Genomic DNA, 17,898 nt, shown 5'->3' with positions numbered 1-17,898 from the left:
CTAAACTGCCTGATTTTTCTGAAGTCGCCGTTTGACGCCGGTGCTACTGTAAAACGATGGAGAAGTTATGTCACGTCGCGATAACCTGATTTGGATCGACTTGGAGATGACCGGACTGGACCCGGACTCGGACCGAATTATCGAAATGGCGGTGGTTGTCACCACTAGCAACCTGGAGTTGGTCGCCGAAGGCCCGGTTATCGCAGTGCATCAGCCAGATAGCGTATTAGCGCTGATGGACGACTGGAATCGCAACACGCATGGGGCCAGCGGACTCACGGGGCGGGTCAAGGGCAGCACAATCGGAGAGGCTGACGCGGAGAAACAAATACTGGATTTTCTGGCGCAACATGTGGACGCAGGGTGTTCCCCCATGTGCGGCAACTCCATTGGTCAGGACCGGCGTTTTCTCGCCCGCTATATGAAGGATCTGGAGAAGTTCTTCCATTATCGCAACCTGGATGTCAGTACGCTGAAAGAGCTGGCTCGTCGCTGGCGGCCGGAAGTGGCCGCAGGGATCAAGAAAAAAGGCTCGCATCAGGCTTTGGAAGATATCAGGGAGTCTGTGGAAGAGCTGCGTTACTACCGCGAACACTTCCTGCGTTTAACGGACTGAAGATTTGTCCGTTTCTTGTCGCTCCGTCGTCTCTGCGAGCGGCTCGCCATGTCGCGCCAGCGCCCAGCGTACATGCTCCTGAACGATGACGGAAGGGTGCGATAGCTTGCCCTTCAATGCGGCGATAATAGTTGGCGTAGTCGGCGCATTGCCCAGCGCGACGGCGATATTGCGCAGCCAGCTTTCATGTCCTGTACGGCGTATCGCTGATCCTTCTGTATTGTTGAGAAACTGCTCCTCCGTCCATTCGAATAACTCCAGCAATTCTGCGCTGTCGAGACGGTGACGGGGCGAGAAATCTTTTTCGCCGGTAAGCCGGGAGAACTTGTTCCAAGGGCAAACCATCTGACAATCATCGCAGCCGAAGATACGGTTTCCCATCATGGGACGAAGCTCTTCCGGAATATCGCCCTTTAATTCTATCGTTAAATAGGAGATGCAGCGGCGGGCGTCCAGAATATGAGGCGCCACGAATGCTTTGGTGGGGCATAAGTCCAGACACGCGCTGCAACTGCCGCAATGGTACTTGGGATAAGGTGCGTCTATGGGCAGGGGCAGGTCGGTGAACAGCTCGCCCAGGAAGAAGTAAGATCCCGCCTTGGGGTTGATCAGCATGGTGTTTTTGCCAATCCATCCCAAGCCCGCCTTTTGCGCCAAAGCCCGCTCCAGAACCGGCGCGCTGTCGACAAAGACCCGATAAGCGGACTCCGCAATTTCTTCCTGAATACGCTTGCCAAGCTGTGCGAGCCGCTTACGCATGAGTTTGTGATAGTCTCTGCCGACGGCGTAGCGGGAGACATAGGCGGACTGATCCTGCTCCAGACGCGCTTGCGCCTTGCCTTTTTGTTCGGGCCAGTAGTCCATCCGCACACTGATGACGCGCAGTGCGCCAGGCAACAGTTCGGCTGGGCGACTGCGTTTATTTCCATGGTCCGCCATATAATTCATGGAGCCATGGTAGCCTTTGCTCAGCCAGTCTTTGAGCGCATCTTCATGGTGGCCGAGGTCGACATCGGTGACGCCGCACTGCTGAAATCCCAGCTCTTGCGCCCACTGCTTGATGTCGCCCGCCAACTGATTAAGTTGAGGTTGGCTGTAAGTATCGTTCGTCATAAGTTACCGCTTTCATCCAGGGGGCTATTGTGACACATCGGCGCATGGTTGTTTACGAAATGGTCTTTTTCGAGTATTTTGCTAAAATTTACATATGTATAGCGCTATTAATTGAAGTGGATTCTTGAAATGTCATCTGTGCGGGTCTCCCATCCTATGCCGAAGGACCTATTCACAGCGGCGCAAGTGCGTCAGCTCGATGCGCTGGCCATACAGTCCATGGCGGCTGAAAACGGCTATGAACTGATGCAGCGGGCGGGACGTTCGGCGTTCCGCGCGCTGGTGCGTCGTTGGCCTGAAGCGGCAAGATTGACCCTGTTCTGCGGTGGCGGCAATAACGGCGGCGATGGTTATGTGGTGGCCGAGCTGGCGCGCCGTCATAACCTGCAGGTCGAAGTATTCGCATTAAGCGACCCTGAGAAATTACGAGGCGAGGCGGCGCAGGCCTTTGCAAGTTGCTGTGCGGCCGGCGTCGATGTCGCTATATGGTCTCCTGACTGTCTAATAAGCGGCGATGTGATTGTCGACGCCATGCTGGGGACAGGCCTGTCCGGCGCAGTACGCGAAGACTATGCTGCGGCGATTAACGCCATCAACACGGCTGGCAGGCCAGTCATCGCTTTGGATATCCCCTCCGGCTTGTGCGCGGATTCTGGCATGCCCTTGGGGCCTACCGTTAACGCGGCGATGACGGTGACTTTTATCGGTATGAAACGAGGGCTGGTAACGGGCGAGGCGCCGGATTACACCGGCGAGCTTGTATTTGACGAGTTAGAGGTTCCTGCAGACATTTATAGTAAACTGCCGACGGCTTGCCGGCGTTCTGATTTTTCTCAGGCTGTCGGTTTGGCGCCCATTCGCAAGCCATCGTCGCACAAAGGCATGTTCGGTCGCGTGTTGGTGGTCGGTGGAGATACAGGCTTCGGCGGAGCGGCGATCATGGCGGCGGAAGCCGCATATCGCGCCGGATGTGGGCTGGTGTCCTGCGCCACCCGCGCTGCGCACGTTGGCGCAGGGTTGGCTCGAGTCCCTGAGGTCATGTTTCGGGAAATCAACAGTCGGGGTGAGCTATTGGCCATGCTTGACGCCGCAGAGGTAATCGCTCTTGGTCCCGGTTTGGGGAAGGAGCCCTGGGGGCAGATGTGTCTGCAAACCTGCCTGGATGCTGATAAACCTATGGTCGTCGACGCTGACGCCCTGAATATGATTGCTGCTCGCAAGCTTCAGCTCAATCCGCGTTCGTTAATGACGCCGCATCCGGGAGAAGCTGCGCGTTTACTGGAGTGCTCAGTGGCGGATGTCATGCAGGACCGTTTTGCGGCGGCGCGGGATTTGGCGGAGTCCTATAATTGTCATGTCCTATTGAAGGGCGTCGGCACATTGCTGGCGGCTCCGGATCAAGAAGAGCTGGTCGTCGTACAGGCGGGTAATCCGGGGATGGCGTGCGGGGGTATGGGGGACGTGTTGACAGGTCTCGCGGCGGGGTTGCTGGCGCAGGGCATGGCGCCGCTGGCGGCGGCCGAACTGGCGGCGGCATGGCATGGTGCGGCGGCGGACTCGGCGACGGAAAGTGTTGCGCAGGCATCGCTAATGGCCGGCGACTTATTAAAGCAGTTAGGGGCGGTAATGCGCGAGGCGAGGGTATGACACAAATGCTTTCATCCAGGCAGGTAGTGGCTCCTGATGAGGAGGCTATGGCGGTCTTGGGCGATCAGTTGTCGCAATGCTTTGCCGCGCCCGGGGTGGTCTATCTACAGGGACAACTGGGTGCAGGTAAAACCACGCTGACGCGCGCCATGATGCGAGGAATGGGATATTCAGGTTTGGTTAAGAGTCCCACCTATACTCTGGTCGAACCCTATCAATTGGAAGATAAGCTGGTTTTTCATTTTGATCTGTATCGATTGGCGGACCCCGAGGAGCTGGAGTTTCTCGGCATCCGCGACTATTTCCACGAGAATTCGATTTGTTTGGTGGAGTGGCCGGATAAAGGCGCTCCATTGTTGCCGGAGCCTGACCTCACGGTGGATATCCAGGTGTTGATGAAAGGCCGCAGAATCAAGCTGCTGGCGCACACCACGCGAGGTTGTCAATGGCTGGAGGCGTATGACGCAAAACAGTCCCGGGAGTAACCACTATACTGGGCAATGAGGTTTATAAGATGACAGTAGCGCTCAGACTGATATTACTCAGTGTGATACTGATTTCTTCCGTTGCGGGAGCGGCCACGGTCAGTAATGTCCGTGTCTGGCCGGCTCCTGACCATACTCGTTTGGTTTTTGATATGAGTGGGCCGGTGGATCACAAAGTATTCGCTTTGGCGAAGCCGGACCGGTTGGTGATTGATATATCGCAGGCCTCTTTGGAAACTGACTTTTCCGCCGTCAGTTACGAGGGGACGCCGATTCAGCGTATCCGCAGCGCCCGTCGCGGCTCCAAGGACCTGCGCGTAGTGCTGGACCTAAGAGAAGGCGTTAACCCAAAAAGTTTTGCGCTACAGCCGAATGATCAGTACGGACATCGTTTGGTCATCGACCTGTATGGATCGGGCGGCGTGCAGCAGGTCAAGAAGCAGGCTGACGACCATACGCAGAAGCGCGATATCATAGTTGTCATAGATGCGGGGCATGGTGGTGAAGATCCCGGAGCGCTTGGCCCTAAAGGCGTTCGTGAAAAGGATGTGGTGTTGGCGATCTCCCGCGAGTTGCAGTCGCTGCTGGACCAAGAGCGCGGCTTTTCCAGCCGTTTAACCCGTAAAGGCGACTATTTTGTCCCATTGCGCAACCGCACAGCGTTGGCCCGTGAATACAATGCGGATTTATTGGTGTCAGTGCACGCGGATGCGTTCAAGAGTCCAGAGGCCAGCGGAGCTTCCGTCTTTGCGCTCTCCAAACGCGGCGCCACCAGTGAAACGGCGCGTTGGCTGGCGGAAAAGGAGAATACGTCCGACTTGATTGGCGGTGTAGGCGGCGTGAGTCTGGAGGACAAGGATCAGGTGTTGGCGGGCGTATTGCTGGATTTGTCTATGACCGCCAGCCTGAAGGCCAGTCTTACCGTGGGCGACAGCGTGCTGAGATCGATGGGCGGGGTATCCCGATTGCACAAGAAAAGGGTAGAGCAGGCGGGCTTTGTGGTGTTGAAGTCGCCGGATATTCCCTCCATTTTGGTGGAGACCGGTTTTATCTCCAACCCATCGGAAGCGCAGCGGCTGAAAACCAGCAAGTATCAGAAGAAAATCGCCGCGGCTATTTACAGCGGGCTGCAAAAGTACTTTGTCGATGCGCCGCCGCCGGGAACTTTGATGGCTTGGCGAAAACAGTCTGGGCAGGGCAAGCTTGGGCAGACTTATGTGATCGAAAAGGGCGATACGCTTAGCAGCATCGCCCAGAGAAACAATATCAGCCTGAATGATCTGATGAACCACAACGGCTTGACCACTGAATCCTTGCGGATAGGGCAGGTCTTGATGATTCCCGCTACCTGATCGAGCCTGCCACTATTGAACCGGCGCTTGGCGGCGCCGGTTCTGTTGCCTGTCGACATCTGTTACCATCTGCGACAACTGTGCGCCCTCGCTGAGCACCTGTCCACTTAGCGCCGGGGCGACTCACTTCCTGATAATTTGTCGAAATACCTGATGTCGAAGATTCATTTACTTTCCCCCCGATTGGCTAACCAGATAGCTGCTGGAGAGGTCGTCGAGCGGCCCTCGTCTGTGGTGAAGGAGTTGGTGGAGAACGCGCTTGACGCTGGCGCGCGCAAAATAGAAGTCGATATCGAAAATGGCGGCGTCAAACTGATACGAATTCGCGACGATGGCGGTGGTATCCCGCGAGAGGATTTGCCGTTGGCGCTGTCGCGTCACGCCACCAGCAAGATTGAAACCCTTGAGGACCTGGAGGCGGTCGCTACATTGGGGTTTCGCGGCGAAGCGCTCGCCAGTATCTGTTCCGTTTCCCGCCTTGCTCTGACTTCGCGCCCGCAAAATCAGGGGGAAGCCTGGAAGGTGGAAGTGGAAGGTCGCGAGATGAAGCCGGAAATTTCTCCAGCCGCGCATACTCCCGGCACTACAGTGGAAGTCCGTGACCTGTTTTACAACACCCCTGCGCGCCGTAAATTTATGCGCACCGAAAAAACAGAGTTCGGACATATTGAGGAAATCATCAAACGGCAGGCGCTGGGCCGGCTAAGCGTCGCGTTTACTTTGCGGCATAACCAGAAGGTCGTGCATCAGCTGCGTCCAGCCGCGTCGGAAGAGGACCACATTCGTCGCATAGGACAGCTTTGCGGCGCCAACTTCATTGAGAGCGCTATTCCCATTAATGTTTCTGCATCGGGACTGTCTCTGACTGGGTGGGTGGCCAAGCCGACGTTTTCACGTAGTCAGGCTGACTTGCAGTACTTCTTTGTAAATGGTCGCGTAATTCGCGATAAGCTGGTGGCGCACGCTGTGCGGCAGGCCTATCAGGATGTGCTTTATCACGGACGTCATCCAGCATTTGTTTTGTACTTGGAGCTGGACCCCGCCACGGTCGACGTGAATGTTCATCCCACCAAGCACGAAGTACGCTTCCGCGAAGGGCGTATGGTGCATGATTTCCTGTTTCGCAGTTTGCATAGGGCGTTAGCTGAAGTAAAGCCTCAAGCCGCCGCGGTGGAAACCTTGCCGGTAGTGGAGCAAGAACGGCCGGTCATGCAGTGGCCTACGCAAGACGCCCTGCCTTTAAGACAGCAACCTGCGGCTTCCGGGTTCTCTATGACCGGAAATCCCCCGGCCAGCGCTGTCAGAGATCAGATTTCCGCCTACGGACAGTTGCATGATAAATCCGGGCTTAGCGATATGTTTGGCGCTGCGCCCGAGAAGGTCTTGTCTGTCGTCGATGACGCTGTTGAAGCTCCGTTGGGTTATGCGATTGCACAGCTACATGGCGTTTTCGTGCTGGCGCAGAACGCACAAGGCATGGTTCTGGTTGATATGCATGCGGCGCATGAGCGCATTGTCTACGAGCGGATGAAGCGCTCCCTGCACAATAGCGGTGTGACCACGCAGCCTATGTTGGTGCCGATGAATCTGGCTGTCAGTCGCCGGGAGTCGCTGGCGGTAGAAGAAAATGCGGAGACGTTGCGGCAATTGGGTCTGGAAATCACAGCAGCCGGCGCAGAGTCTATAATTGTTCGGCAAGTTCCGGCGTTGTTGCGGAATGCGAATGTTGAGGCTTTGGTGCGGGATGTGATAGCGGAACTTGCAGAGCATGGCTCCACCCGCAAAGTGGAAGAGACGATGAATGAGCTGTTGGGGACCATGGCCTGCCATGGCGCTGTCAGAGCCAATCGCCAGTTGACCATTGCAGAAATGAATGCGCTGTTGCGTGACATGGAGGACACCGAGCGCAGCGGACAATGTAATCACGGCCGACCAACATGGGTGCAGTTGACAATGTCTGAGTTGGATAAACTGTTTTTACGGGGGCGATAGTGTCGGATAACAAGGCGCTGCCGCCTGCCATACTGTTAATGGGACCAACCGCGTCAGGTAAAACGGACCTCGCTATGGCGCTGAGCGAGCGTCTGCCTTGTGATTTGATAAGCGTTGACTCCGTCATGGTGTATCGCGGTATGGATATTGGTTCCGCCAAGCCGGACCCGGACACTCTGACCCGCTATCCCCATCATTTGATTGACATTCGCGACCCGGCGGAACCCTATTCCGCAGCAGAGTTTCGCACCGATGCTTTGCGTCTTATGGAGCAAAGCGTTAACGCCGGACGGATTCCTCTGCTGGTGGGCGGCACAATTATGTACTATAAAGCTTTGTGCCAGGGGTTGGGCGATATGCCCAGCGCAGACGAGAATGTGCGTGGTCAGATATTGGCTGAGGCTGAACAGGTAGGCTGGCCGGCGCTGCATGAACAGTTACGCCAAGTTGATCCGGTGGCGGCGGCTAAAATCCACCCGAATAACCGTCAGCGTATTCAGCGCGCTTTGGAAGTGTATCGACTGACGGGGAAGCCGCTCTCGCATTATTGGGCGGCGGATGGAGCGAATCCAGAAAATGAACTCAATTGGGACAGTGTGAATGGCGCAGCTTTGCCTTACAATGCGCTAAACTTAGCTCTGGCTCCCGTTAAGCGGGAGGATTTGCACGCCCGTATCGCCAAACGCTTTCAAATCATGCTGGAGCAGGGAATGATAGATGAAGTCGAACAGTTACGTCGGCGAGGCGATTTGAATGTGGAGCTGCCCTCTATCAGGGCGGTAGGTTATCGTCAGGTGTGGTCTTATCTCGAAGGGGAGTTCGGTCGGGAAGAAATGGTGGAAAAAGCGACTGCGGCCACTCGCCAGTTGGCGAAAAGGCAAATGACTTGGTTGCGCTCCTGGCCCGAGATAAATTGGTTGTCTGCAGATGATACACAATTAGTCGAAGCCGCTATGCGACTGATTTCACAACGGTTACAATCGTGTAATCCACTATAGGTCAGATCGCAGGTTAGCGCTATACTATTACTCAATGCTGTCCAAAGTGCTGGCAAACCGTCCCTGGTGATAATACATACACGAGTTAGTAATTTAATCACCGATAATTAGAACTAAAAGTAGGAGAATTCCAATGTCAAAAGGGCAGTCTTTACAAGACCCTTATTTAAATGCGCTACGGAAGGAACGCATCCCGGTATCCATATTCCTGGTAAACGGCATCAAACTGCAGGGACAAATTGAATCGTTCGATCAGTTTGTAATTCTGTTGAAAAACACCGTCAGCCAAATGGTTTACAAGCACGCTATCTCCACCGTCGTCCCTGCCCGGAACGTACGTATCGCCGCGCAAGGCGAAGGAGAAAACGAAGCATCTAACGCTTAATGCGGAGCAGCGCCTGATTGTTTGAGCGTCCTAAAGCGGGTGAGCGAGCTGTACTTGTTCACCTGGATATGCTGGAAGAAAAAGATCGAGAAGACCCTCGCGAGCTTACGGAACTAGCTTTATCGGCCGGCGCAGAGCCTGTTGCGTTGGTCACCGGAACCCGTAATCAGCCCAGTCCGCGGTATTTTGTCGGCAGCGGTAAGCTGGAGGAAATCAGGGTTGCGGTAATTGAACATGAGGCGGAAGTCGTACTGTTCAATCATTCTCTTACTCCTAGTCAGGAACGAAACCTGGAAAAGGATCTGCAAGTACGGGTCCTGGACAGGACGGGGCTGATCCTGGATATCTTCGCCCAGCGAGCGCGCACTCATGAAGGCAAGCTTCAGGTGGAGCTGGCTCAGCTTGAGCACTTGTCGACGAGACTGGTGCGGGGCTGGACCCACCTTGAGCGTCAGAAAGGCGGCATCGGTCTGCGTGGGCCAGGCGAGACCCAGCTCGAAACTGACAGACGGCTCATTCGCGGTCGTATCAAGTCCATACATAAGCGCCTGGAAAAGGTTCGCAAACAACGTGAACAAGGGCGTCGCGCCCGCCGTCGGGCGGAAGTGCCGACTATTTCTCTTGTTGGCTACACTAACGCCGGCAAATCTACTCTCTTTAATCGTATTTCCTTATCTGATGTCTACGCTGCGGATCAATTGTTCGCTACTCTGGACCCGACGTTGAGACGTATTAACCTGGAAAACTACGGACCTGTGGTTTTGGCCGACACGGTTGGATTCATTCGCCACCTTCCTCATAAGCTTGTTGATGCGTTTCGTGCGACACTGGAAGAGACGTGTAACGCCTCGTTATTGCTTCACGTCGTGGATGCGAGTGACCCGAAGCGCAGGGAAAACATCGAGCAAGTTGAGGAGGTTTTGAAGGAAATTGGCGCTGACGATATTCCTTCCCTATTTGTTTTTAACAAAGTGGACCGACTGGAGGTCGCTGAGCCTCGCCTGGAATTGAATGAAAATGGTGAGCCGATTCGTGTTTGGGTTTCGGCTGTCACCGGAGAAGGGCTTAAGTTACTGGAGCAGGCGACCGGAAAGCTATTGGGCGCCGATATGGTCGATGAGACACTTTGCATTCCGCCTGCATTGGGTCGCCTAAGGGCCAGGCTTTATGAAAGAGAGGCGGTGCTGTCAGAAGAGGTGAGGGAGGACGGTTCCTTTTCTGTACACATAAAAATGCCGAAAACTGACTGGCTGCAATTAGCGCATAAGGAAGGCGTGAAACTTGAGCAGCTTACCGGACAAGTCTGCTAAGCTCAGAAGTTGTGCGTATCGACCATCTGGGCGCGCTGTATTGTATGTCGGCGTTATCTTAATTACATTTCAGAGCCTTGCTGATCGAGACATAGATAAATAGTATTACGCGCAGGTTTTAAATCTTCACAACGAAGGGGAATAAAATGGCTTGGAATGAACCAGGCGGAAATAATAATCAGGACCCATGGGGCTCAGGCCGTCGCGGCAACAAGAATGACGGACCGCCGGATCTCGATGAGGTGATTCGCAAAGGTTTGGAAAAAGTCGGTGGATTGTTTGGCGGCAAGTCTTCCCGAGGCGGCTCCTCTGGTGGAGGGGGAGTCTCCGGCGGCGTGGCGGCGATTATAATCGTCGTATTGGTGCTGCTCGCTGTCTCCAGTTCCGTATTCCGGGTGGACGAAAAGGAAAACGCAATTGTGCTGCGTTTTGGTAAGTATCTGGATACGCGTCAGCCTGGTCTGCAATTTAAAATCCCCCTGATCGACCAAGTCTTTATCGAGGAAGTCACCTCGGTTCGCAATCAGAAGAAAAAAGGACACATGCTGACGGAAGACGAAAATATCGTTGATATTGATCTGACCGTTCAGTACGTCATTGGCGACCTGCGCAAGTACACTCTGGTAATGCGTGACCCCGTGACAACCTTGGACTTTGCGATAGACAGCGCTCTGCGTCACGAAGTCGGCTCTGAATCTATGGATAAAGTCCTGACAGAGGGGCGCGCGATTCTGGCTATTAATGTACAAGACCGTTTGCAGCGCTATCTTGACTTCTATGGTTCCGGCATTGAGGTGAAGAAGGTCAACATCAACGCCGCGCAGCCTCCTGCCGCAGTTAAGTCCGCGTTTGAAGAAGTACAACGCGCGAAAGAGGATGAGCAGAAGGTGATCAACCGGGCGCAAGCTTACAAGAATCAGGTCGTACCTGAAGCAAGAGGTAAGGCGCAACGGGTTATTGAAGAAGCCAAGGCCTACCGGGATCAGGTTATCGCGCAAGCTGAAGGTGAAACCCAGCGCTTCCTGAAAGTGCTTGAGGTCTACGAGAGTGCGCCTGGGGTAACCCGCGAGCGTCTGTACATCGATACGATGGAGAAAGTTCTGTCTGGCAGCAGCAAAGTGCTGGTGGACCAAGGGCAAGGGAACAACATCATGTATCTTCCATTGGATAAGATGCTGAATCGTGCGGATGCTGCTCCCGCGGCTGGCGCTATTATTCCGCGTAATGTCGATACGGGCTCCAGTGGAGCGTCTCGAGCGGTGGAAGATTTCCGTTCCCGTAATGAAGTTCTGAGCAGAAGCAGGGGGCAATAATGACTACAAGATTTGCAATTTCTCTCGGCGCTATCTTGCTGGCCATTATTGTTGTCATGCAGGGCGTATACATTGTTCCGGAAACGCACAGAGCCGTGTTGTTGCGCTTTGGCGGCATGGTTGAATCCGATATCGAGGCTGGACTGCACTTTAAAATCCCGTTTGTGGATGTGGCGCGCAAGTTTGATATCCGCGTACTAGTGATGGATCTGCCAACTAAAAGCTATCTGACTGGCGAGCAAAAACCGCTTGACGTGGATTCATATGCGACATGGCGCATTGTGAATGTCGGCCAGTTTTATCGCTCCACTGCGGGTGATGAAAACAATGCGGTGCGTTTGCTTGAGTCACGTATAGACAACGGCTTGCGTGACCAATTTGGTCGTCGCACCATGCATGAAGTGGTTGCGGGCGAGCGGGAAGAACTGATGGAAGAACTGACTAAGAGTCTGGATCAGATTGCCCGCGCTGAATTTGGTATCGAAATCAACGATATCCGCGTTCGTGCGATTGAATTGCCAACTCGCGTCAGTGACTCTGTTTACGAAAGAATGGAGTCTGAGCGTCTAAAAATTGCTCAGCAGCATCGCTCGCAAGGTGAAGAGCAGGCGGAAGCTGTGCGCGCCGCTGCGGATGCGGAAAGAACGGTAATTGACGCCAACGCGTACAAAGAGGCGGAACAGCTTCGAGGCGAGGGCGATTCCGTCGCTTCCAAAATCTACGCTGACGCATTCAGTAAAAATCCAGAGTTCTATTCTTTCTATCGGAGTATGGGCGCTTACGAGCAGACCTTCTCCAGTAAGGGAGACTTGCTGATCCTGCAGCCGGACAGTGAATTTCTTAGATACCTGAAACAACCACAAGGCGCTTCCCAGGGGAATTAACCCAGCCGTAAAAAGCATTGGGAAGCCGTCGAAATAGTGGTAATATTCTGCAACCGGGAACTATCCCGGTTTTTTTGTGATTAAATACTGGCAACTGTATATATTTGTGTGGCTTTGCTCTCACATTTGAGTGTCGCAAAGCGAGGTAACGGGTGACCCCAATGTGGCGGGAACTGGGAATTGCGCTCTGTCTGATATTGGTGTTGGAAGGCGTCATCCCTTTTCTGTATCCGCGACGCTGGCGGAACATGGTGGCCAGATTGGCGCAGGTTGACGATAGGACCATGCGGATTGCAGGCCTTGTAAGCATGTTGGTGGGAACCGCCCTTTTATATCTGATCAATCAGTGACCCTCCGTCCACACAAAACGTTGCGCACCAAAAGGTGAAATGAATGTTTGGCGATACGCAGTCAATGTCCGAATCTGATTTATGGCTTCTCCCTGATGGCGTGGAAGAATTATTACCGCCAGAGGCCACACGTATTGAGGAACTGAGACGACAGTTGCTGGACCTGTATCATTCCTGGGGATACGAAATGATCGTACCGCCCCTGCTGGAATTCTTGGACTCTCTGCTTATCGGCGTCGGACGCGACCTGGAGTTGGAAATGTTCAAAGTTACAGATCAGCTCACCGGCCGTTTGATGGGGATTCGAGCGGATATGACGCCCCAGGTGGCTCGTATAGACTCACGACGTTCACATGATGTCGCTAGTCGATTCTGTTACATCGGCAGCGTTTTGCGCACTAAATCTCCCAGCATGTTTTCCTCTCGCACTCCAATTCAGACTGGGTGCGAGCTTTATGGCGTGGTGGGGTCCGCCGCCGATATTGAGATTATCTCTTTGATGTTGGAGACGCTGAATTTGGCGAAAATCAGCCCTCTACACATGGATATCGCTCATGTTGGCGTTTATCAGGCGATCCTTGCGGAAGCGAAGCTGTCCAAAATTCAGTCTGAAGAGTTGTTCGAGGCATTACGCAGGAAGGCGATTCCCGAAGTGGATGAGATTGCTGCGACCATTCCTGATAAGGCGATTCGCCAGAAAGTGATGGCGCTGCCGAGGCTGGCGGGCGGCAAAGAGAAAATGAAAGAGGCGCGCAAAATCTTTGCGGGCAATCCAGATATTGAGTACGCGTTGGACGAAATGAGCCAGGTCGCCGCAGTTATTGGCGAGCGCTACCCTGAAGTGGAGATTTACTTCGACTTCTGTGAAATGCGCGGCTACAAGTATTACACCGGTCTGGTGTTCGCCGCCTATACCGAAGGCTTGGGGCAGGCGGTGGCGAAAGGCGGGCGTTATGACGAAGTAGGGCGCGATTTCGGACGGGGACGCCCCGCGATGGGCTTCAGCGTGGATTTGAAAGCTTTATACCGCATGGGTAAGCGCGAATGGGCGCAACCGGCGGGCGCTATTTTGGCTCCAAACGGTCAGGATGCAGAGTTATGGGAGCTGATCAGGCAGTTGCGGCGGAGCAACAGAGTTATACAACTGATGCCCGGTGAGGAAGCCGGCCACTGGGCCTCCCACTGCGATCGCCAAATCGTACGGGACGAGTCGGGGCAATGGATCGTAAAGCCCTTAACCGAATTCAATCCTAATCACGTTAAATAGAGATTTAATTATCATGGGCAAAAATGTGGTCATTCTCGGCACTCAATGGGGTGACGAGGGCAAAGGTAAGATTGTGGATCTGCTGACGGAAGAAGTCGCTGCGGTGGCTCGTTTCCAGGGCGGACACAACGCCGGGCACACTTTGGTGATAGACGGACAGAAAACTGTTCTGCACCTGATTCCTTCAGGGATTTTGCGCAGCAATGTCGCCTGCCTTATTGGTAACGGCGTAGTATTGGCGCCGGATGCATTGCTGTCGGAAATCAAGACTCTTGAAGACAAGGGCGTGCCTGTTCGTCAGCGTTTGTTCCTGAGCCCTGCGTGCCCTCTGATTTTGCCTTACCACAAGGCCCTCGACTTGGCGCGGGAAGAGCGTCTGGGTTCGGCGAAAATCGGTACGACGGGACGCGGCATTGGTCCCGCCTATGAAGACAAAGTGGCGCGTCGCGGCGTGCGCCTTGGCGATTTGGCGAAGCCTGAGCGCTTTGCTGAGAAGCTGAAGGAAATCATGCAATACCAGAATTTTGTTCTGGAGCACTACTACAAGGTCGCCCCGATCGACTATCAGAAGACGCTTGACGAAACCCTGAAAATGGCGGAAGAGTTACTGCCGATGATGGCGGACGTCACCGACATGCTGCATGAATTCAGAAAGCGTGACGAGAACGTGCTTTTTGAGGGCGCTCAAGGTTCCTTGCTGGACATCGACCTGGGTACATACCCCTATGTGACCTCTTCCAACACCACTGCGGGCGGCACTGCGACCGGCAGCGGTTTCGGTCCAATGTATCTCGACTATGTGTTGGGCATCACCAAGGCTTATGCGACGCGCGTAGGCTCCGGCCCATTCCCCACGGAACTGTTCGATGACGTTGGCGCCTATTTGGCGAAGAAAGGTAATGAGTTTGGCGCTACGACTGGCCGTCCTCGTCGTTGTGGTTGGTTTGACGCCGTGGCTCTGCGTCACGCCATCCAAATCAACAGCGTATCTGGAATCTGCCTGACCAAGCTGGACGTTTTGGATGGTCTGGATGTTGTGAAAGTATGCGTTGGCTACCGCACTGCGGATGGCGCTGAAATTACGCGTCCGCCAATCGACTGTGAGGCGTTTGGTGAAGTGGAGCCAGTTTACGAAGAGCTGCCAGGCTGGAAAGAGAGTACTTTTGGCGTCAAGCGCGTAGAGGATCTACCTAAGAACGCGCAAGACTATATTGCCTTCTTGGAGAAGCAGATCGAAGCGCCGATCGATGTTATTTCCACTGGCCCTGATCGGAACGAAACGATCACATTGAGACACCCATTCTCAGCATAAATTGAAGGGGCGTTTAGCCCCTTGCTGAGAGATATAAAAAACGCCCCTTTTGGGGCGTTTTTCGTATGCGGGCCTAGTTGGCGTCGGCCTCAGACATGGGAGGCGCTGCGTCCGGGCCTTGCATTTCAAAAGGTACGCCCTGAACTCGAAGCCAGTTTTCATCAAGCTCCCAGCGAACAAAATCGAAAGCTTCATTCTTTAACACGAGATCCTGCGCATAAGTCTGCATCCTGGCGAAATCTTTTTCAGCCTGTAGCAAAGCGCGTGAGTTGTCCCTCTCGTCCCTTAGCTCTGGAAACACAATACGCAACGCTTTTGCTAGCGTTTTCTGATTGGAATGCAGGGTGCCCATGACAGCGACACGACCATCTTTCTCTATGACCCTGAAATTGTAAGGGTATTTTGAAAGTACAGGGTCTTCTTTGAGCTCGTCGTTTATGAAAACTATCTCCAGGCTGCCGTATAAAATCCATAATACAAACAGCGCCGATACCAGCATCACTATGGCAAATTGTTTTTTATCCGACATGTCGGTAATTCTATTCCAAGTTTCATTAGCGTTAAGCCCCCGGATTGTCTGTTGTTTTACCTTGGGCGGGGGGTATTATAACCGGATTATTAATGTATGTATTTGCATTCAGATGAGAATAGGCGGATTCTCGCGTCCTAGGTCGAACGGCTTATTAACGCGTGGCGCTAAGCATACTGTCAAGTCGGTACAAGGATATTCCACATGGCGAACAAGAAAATTTATGATCTGGTTCTATTTGGAGCGACAGGATACACAGGAGAGTTGACCGCCGAGTATCTGGCGAGGGCGATGATGCGTGAGGACTTCGTTTGGGCGATTGCCGGTCGGAATCCGGAAAAGCTGGAACGACTGAAAAAGCGTCTTTGCTCTATCAATCCGGATGTGCGCAGTCGTTTGCATGTGATTCAGGCGGATATCGAAGACCAGGCCAGCCTGGATACGATGGCCAAAGACGCCAAGGCGGTGATTAATACGGTTGGCCCCTATATCAAGTTTGGGGAGCCGGTGATCAAGGCCTGCGTTACGCAAGGCGCGGATTACGCAGACCTTACAGGAGAGCCGGAATTCGTAGACGCAATGATCAGTCAATACGATGAAGTCGCCAAACGTAACAAAGTCAGAATAGTAAACTGCTGCGGTTTTGATAGTATCCCCCACGATCTGGGGGCTTATTATACGGTGACTGAACTGACCCAGGGCTTGCCGGCAGACGCTTTGGCCGCCAACCCAGTAAAACTGGAAGGATTTGTACGCGCAGGCGGCGCTTTTTCCGGTGGGACTTGGCACTCCGCCGTCCACGCATTTTCCAGAGCCCGGCAGGCGCAAGCCAATAAACGCAACAGGCCGCGCATACCTGAATCCACCCGCCAAGTTGGAAGTGTGGATTTCAATTTGCGTTTTCGTAAGGAAATTAACGCTTGGGCGTGCCCCTTTCCTACGATTGACCCTCAAGTAGTGAAACGCAGCGCCAGGGCGCTTGAGCAATATGGTCAAGAGTTCAAATATGGCCATTATGTCCAGGTGAAAAAACTGCCGAGGGTTCTCGCAGGCGCGGCGTTTGTTGGTGGCGTATTCGCCTTGGCTCAACTCAAGCCTACGCGTAACTGGCTTTTAAGTCTCAAGCCGGCGGGGCAGGGACCAACGCCAGAGCAGCGTAGCCGGGGCTGGTTTAAGGTAGTGTTTATTGGTTCCTGTAACGGTCGCCGGATAAAGACACAGGTCAGCGGTGGCGACCCGGGTTATGGAGAAACCTCAAAAATGCTGGCGGAAAGCGGTTTGTGCTTGGCGCTGGATCGACGCAAATTACCCAAATCATACGGTGTAATCACCCCCGTCATGGCGATGGGGCGCTCATTGATGGATCGATTACAGCAACGAGGCGTTAAGTTCGAGGTTTTGGAGTCGGCGGCTTGACGCTTTTGCCCATATCCTGAGAGAGCCACAGCCCGGCTAGAATTGCTCCGCCGCCGATTAGATGGTAGCTCTCAGGGTGCTCGCCAAGAAACGGGATGGATAACAATGCGGTAAGCAGCGGCGTCAAATAAGCGAATAAAGCGGCGGTGCTGGGAGAAGTCTTGGTGACGCCGTAGTTCCACAACAGGTATGCGCAGAGTGATGGAAATATCGCCACGTAAGCGATAACCGCCGCTAAGTCATAACTCCATTCGAATCCGCCTTTAATATGATGCTCCAGTACATAAAAGGGCAGGATCATCGGCAGCCCCAATCCCAGCAAGATAGCGAACAGGTCGAAGCCGGGGATAGGGATGGCCCATTTCCTCAATAAAACTGAATACAGTGACCAAATAACCATCGCCGCCGCCATGATGCTGTCGCCGGCGTTCATCTGCAAAGAGAGCAATGCGCTTGGTTCCCCATGTAGTATCACGTATAACGCGCCGAGAAAGGCGAACAACACGCCGACCCCGCTTTTAAGGTTCAGGCGCTGGCCAAGCAAAGGCATCGCCAAGACCAGAGTCGCTACCGGCAATAACGAGTTCACCAGCGTAATATTGAGCGCAGAGGTGAATTGCGCGGAGGTATACAGCAGCGAGTTGTAGGTCGCCACGCCGAGAAAAGCGAGCACGCCAATCTTGCCCCAGTGCTGCTTGATGATGTCTTTATGGCGCAGGAAAGCCCGTAAAATAAATGGTGAGATAAGGAGCGCACAAACCAGCCAGCGATGGAATGACAGCGCCAAAGGAGGAATGCTGTCATTGAAACCGCGCGCCACCAGTGCGTTGCCCGCCCAAAATAATGACGTTCCCGCCAGCCCCAGGTAAGGCGCTATTCGAAAAAAGAGTGAATCTGAGGCATTGACGTCGCTCACTGCGCGGGTCCTT

The 17,898-nt window shown here is 53.8% G+C and carries 17 protein-coding genes; 14 read left to right on the top strand and 3 right to left on the bottom strand.

Annotation, left to right across the window (positions count from 1 at the left end):
* The first annotated feature begins 67 nt into the window (after positions 1 to 67).
* Complete coding sequence (gene orn, locus HCH_RS24210) at positions 68 to 616, top strand: oligoribonuclease (protein WP_011399124.1); 549 nt, start codon at positions 68 to 70, stop codon at positions 614 to 616.
* On the opposite strand, the gene queG is transcribed toward orn, so the two are convergent.
* On the bottom strand, positions 605 to 1,729 hold the full coding sequence (queG, locus tag HCH_RS24205) for a tRNA epoxyqueuosine(34) reductase QueG (RefSeq protein WP_011399123.1): 1,125 nt from the start codon (positions 1,727 to 1,729) through the stop codon (positions 605 to 607). The genes orn and queG overlap by 12 nt on opposite strands.
* 156 nt (positions 1,730 to 1,885) lie before the next feature.
* Here queG and HCH_RS24200 point away from each other — a divergent pair, with 156 nt between their 5' ends.
* The 12 genes from HCH_RS24200 (at position 1,886) to HCH_RS24145 (ending at position 15,024) form a co-directional block, all read left to right on the top strand.
* A complete protein-coding gene (locus HCH_RS24200) occupies positions 1,886 to 3,376 on the top strand; it encodes a bifunctional ADP-dependent NAD(P)H-hydrate dehydratase/NAD(P)H-hydrate epimerase (protein ID WP_011399122.1) in 1,491 nt (496 codons plus the stop codon).
* 5 nt (positions 3,377 to 3,381) lie between these two features.
* The gene (gene tsaE / locus HCH_RS24195; RefSeq protein ID WP_011399121.1) at positions 3,382 to 3,861 is read left to right on the top strand and encodes a tRNA (adenosine(37)-N6)-threonylcarbamoyltransferase complex ATPase subunit type 1 TsaE; all 480 of its coding nucleotides are present in this window, start codon (positions 3,382 to 3,384) and stop codon (positions 3,859 to 3,861) included.
* A 29-nt stretch (positions 3,862 to 3,890) separates the two neighbouring features.
* Positions 3,891 to 5,213 carry an N-acetylmuramoyl-L-alanine amidase gene (locus HCH_RS24190; RefSeq protein WP_011399120.1) on the top strand — a complete coding sequence of 441 codons (1,323 nt, stop codon included), beginning with the start codon at positions 3,891 to 3,893 and terminating at the stop codon, positions 5,211 to 5,213.
* Between the two features lie 153 nt (positions 5,214 to 5,366).
* Positions 5,367 to 7,205: a DNA mismatch repair endonuclease MutL gene (gene mutL, locus HCH_RS24185; protein ID WP_011399118.1), complete on the top strand. Its 1,839-nt coding sequence runs from the start codon at positions 5,367 to 5,369 to the stop codon at positions 7,203 to 7,205.
* Positions 7,205 to 8,203 (top strand): tRNA (adenosine(37)-N6)-dimethylallyltransferase MiaA, encoded by a 999-nt coding sequence (gene miaA / locus HCH_RS24180; protein ID WP_011399117.1) that lies wholly within the window; start codon positions 7,205 to 7,207, stop codon positions 8,201 to 8,203. Before mutL ends, miaA begins: the two co-directional genes overlap by 1 nt.
* A gap of 133 nt (positions 8,204 to 8,336) precedes the next feature.
* On the top strand, positions 8,337 to 8,588 hold the full coding sequence (gene hfq, locus HCH_RS24175; protein WP_011399116.1) for an RNA chaperone Hfq: 252 nt from the start codon (positions 8,337 to 8,339) through the stop codon (positions 8,586 to 8,588).
* A 17-nt stretch (positions 8,589 to 8,605) separates the two neighbouring features.
* A complete protein-coding gene (gene hflX, locus HCH_RS24170) occupies positions 8,606 to 9,898 on the top strand; it encodes a ribosome rescue GTPase HflX (protein ID WP_011399115.1) in 1,293 nt (430 codons plus the stop codon).
* 146 nt (positions 9,899 to 10,044) lie between these two features.
* Positions 10,045 to 11,211, top strand: a complete 1,167-nt coding sequence (gene hflK, locus HCH_RS24165) for an FtsH protease activity modulator HflK (protein WP_011399114.1) — start codon at positions 10,045 to 10,047, stop codon at positions 11,209 to 11,211.
* On the top strand, positions 11,211 to 12,095 hold the full coding sequence (gene hflC / locus HCH_RS24160; protein ID WP_011399113.1) for a protease modulator HflC: 885 nt from the start codon (positions 11,211 to 11,213) through the stop codon (positions 12,093 to 12,095). The genes hflK and hflC overlap by 1 nt, the downstream gene beginning before the upstream one ends.
* 161 nt (positions 12,096 to 12,256) lie before the next feature.
* Positions 12,257 to 12,445 carry a DUF2065 domain-containing protein gene (locus HCH_RS24155; RefSeq protein WP_041598901.1) on the top strand — a complete coding sequence of 63 codons (189 nt, stop codon included), beginning with the start codon at positions 12,257 to 12,259 and terminating at the stop codon, positions 12,443 to 12,445.
* Between the two features lie 64 nt (positions 12,446 to 12,509).
* Entirely contained in the window at positions 12,510 to 13,712 is a 1,203-nt protein-coding gene (locus tag HCH_RS24150) for an ATP phosphoribosyltransferase regulatory subunit (RefSeq protein ID WP_041599905.1), read from the top strand.
* Positions 13,713 to 13,725: 13 nt separating this feature from the next.
* A complete protein-coding gene (locus HCH_RS24145; protein WP_011399110.1) occupies positions 13,726 to 15,024 on the top strand; it encodes an adenylosuccinate synthase in 1,299 nt (432 codons plus the stop codon).
* A gap of 73 nt (positions 15,025 to 15,097) precedes the next feature.
* Here HCH_RS24145 and HCH_RS24140 read toward each other — a convergent pair whose 3' ends face one another.
* Positions 15,098 to 15,553 (bottom strand): hypothetical protein, encoded by a 456-nt coding sequence (locus HCH_RS24140; protein WP_011399109.1) that lies wholly within the window; start codon positions 15,551 to 15,553, stop codon positions 15,098 to 15,100.
* A 204-nt stretch (positions 15,554 to 15,757) separates the two neighbouring features.
* On the opposite strand from HCH_RS24140, the gene HCH_RS24135 reads away from it, so the two are divergent.
* A complete protein-coding gene (locus HCH_RS24135) occupies positions 15,758 to 16,969 on the top strand; it encodes a saccharopine dehydrogenase family protein (protein WP_011399108.1) in 1,212 nt (403 codons plus the stop codon).
* Here the strand turns inward: HCH_RS24135 and HCH_RS24130 are convergent.
* The gene (locus tag HCH_RS24130) at positions 16,938 to 17,885 is read right to left on the bottom strand and encodes a DMT family transporter (RefSeq protein ID WP_011399107.1); all 948 of its coding nucleotides are present in this window, start codon (positions 17,883 to 17,885) and stop codon (positions 16,938 to 16,940) included. The genes HCH_RS24135 and HCH_RS24130 overlap by 32 nt on opposite strands.
* Between the last annotated feature and the right edge of the window lie 13 nt (positions 17,886 to 17,898).

The sequence above is a fragment of the Hahella chejuensis KCTC 2396 genome (genome assembly GCF_000012985.1).
GTDB lineage: Bacteria > Pseudomonadota > Gammaproteobacteria > Pseudomonadales > Oleiphilaceae > Hahella > Hahella chejuensis.
The sequence above is the reverse complement of the archived record's forward strand: the minus strand, read 5'-3'. Positions and strand labels throughout refer to the sequence as shown.

Coding starts and splice junctions, on each gene's coding strand:
- HCH_RS24145 (WP_011399110.1), top strand. CDS start 13,726: ATGGGCAAAAATGTGGTCATTCTCGGCACTCAATGGGGTGACGAGGGC.
- HCH_RS24140 (WP_011399109.1), bottom strand. CDS start 15,553: ATGTCGGATAAAAAACAATTTGCCATAGTGATGCTGGTATCGGCGCTG.
- hflK (WP_011399114.1), top strand. CDS start 10,045: ATGGCTTGGAATGAACCAGGCGGAAATAATAATCAGGACCCATGGGGC.
- HCH_RS24150 (WP_041599905.1), top strand. CDS start 12,510: ATGTCCGAATCTGATTTATGGCTTCTCCCTGATGGCGTGGAAGAATTA.
- HCH_RS24200 (WP_011399122.1), top strand. CDS start 1,886: ATGCCGAAGGACCTATTCACAGCGGCGCAAGTGCGTCAGCTCGATGCG.
- HCH_RS24135 (WP_011399108.1), top strand. CDS start 15,758: ATGGCGAACAAGAAAATTTATGATCTGGTTCTATTTGGAGCGACAGGA.
- tsaE (WP_011399121.1), top strand. CDS start 3,382: ATGCTTTCATCCAGGCAGGTAGTGGCTCCTGATGAGGAGGCTATGGCG.
- mutL (WP_011399118.1), top strand. CDS start 5,367: ATGTCGAAGATTCATTTACTTTCCCCCCGATTGGCTAACCAGATAGCT.
- queG (WP_011399123.1), bottom strand. CDS start 1,729: ATGACGAACGATACTTACAGCCAACCTCAACTTAATCAGTTGGCGGGC.
- HCH_RS24190 (WP_011399120.1), top strand. CDS start 3,891: ATGACAGTAGCGCTCAGACTGATATTACTCAGTGTGATACTGATTTCT.
- HCH_RS24155 (WP_041598901.1), top strand. CDS start 12,257: ATGTGGCGGGAACTGGGAATTGCGCTCTGTCTGATATTGGTGTTGGAA.
- hflC (WP_011399113.1), top strand. CDS start 11,211: ATGACTACAAGATTTGCAATTTCTCTCGGCGCTATCTTGCTGGCCATT.
- hfq (WP_011399116.1), top strand. CDS start 8,337: ATGTCAAAAGGGCAGTCTTTACAAGACCCTTATTTAAATGCGCTACGG.
- orn (WP_011399124.1), top strand. CDS start 68: ATGTCACGTCGCGATAACCTGATTTGGATCGACTTGGAGATGACCGGA.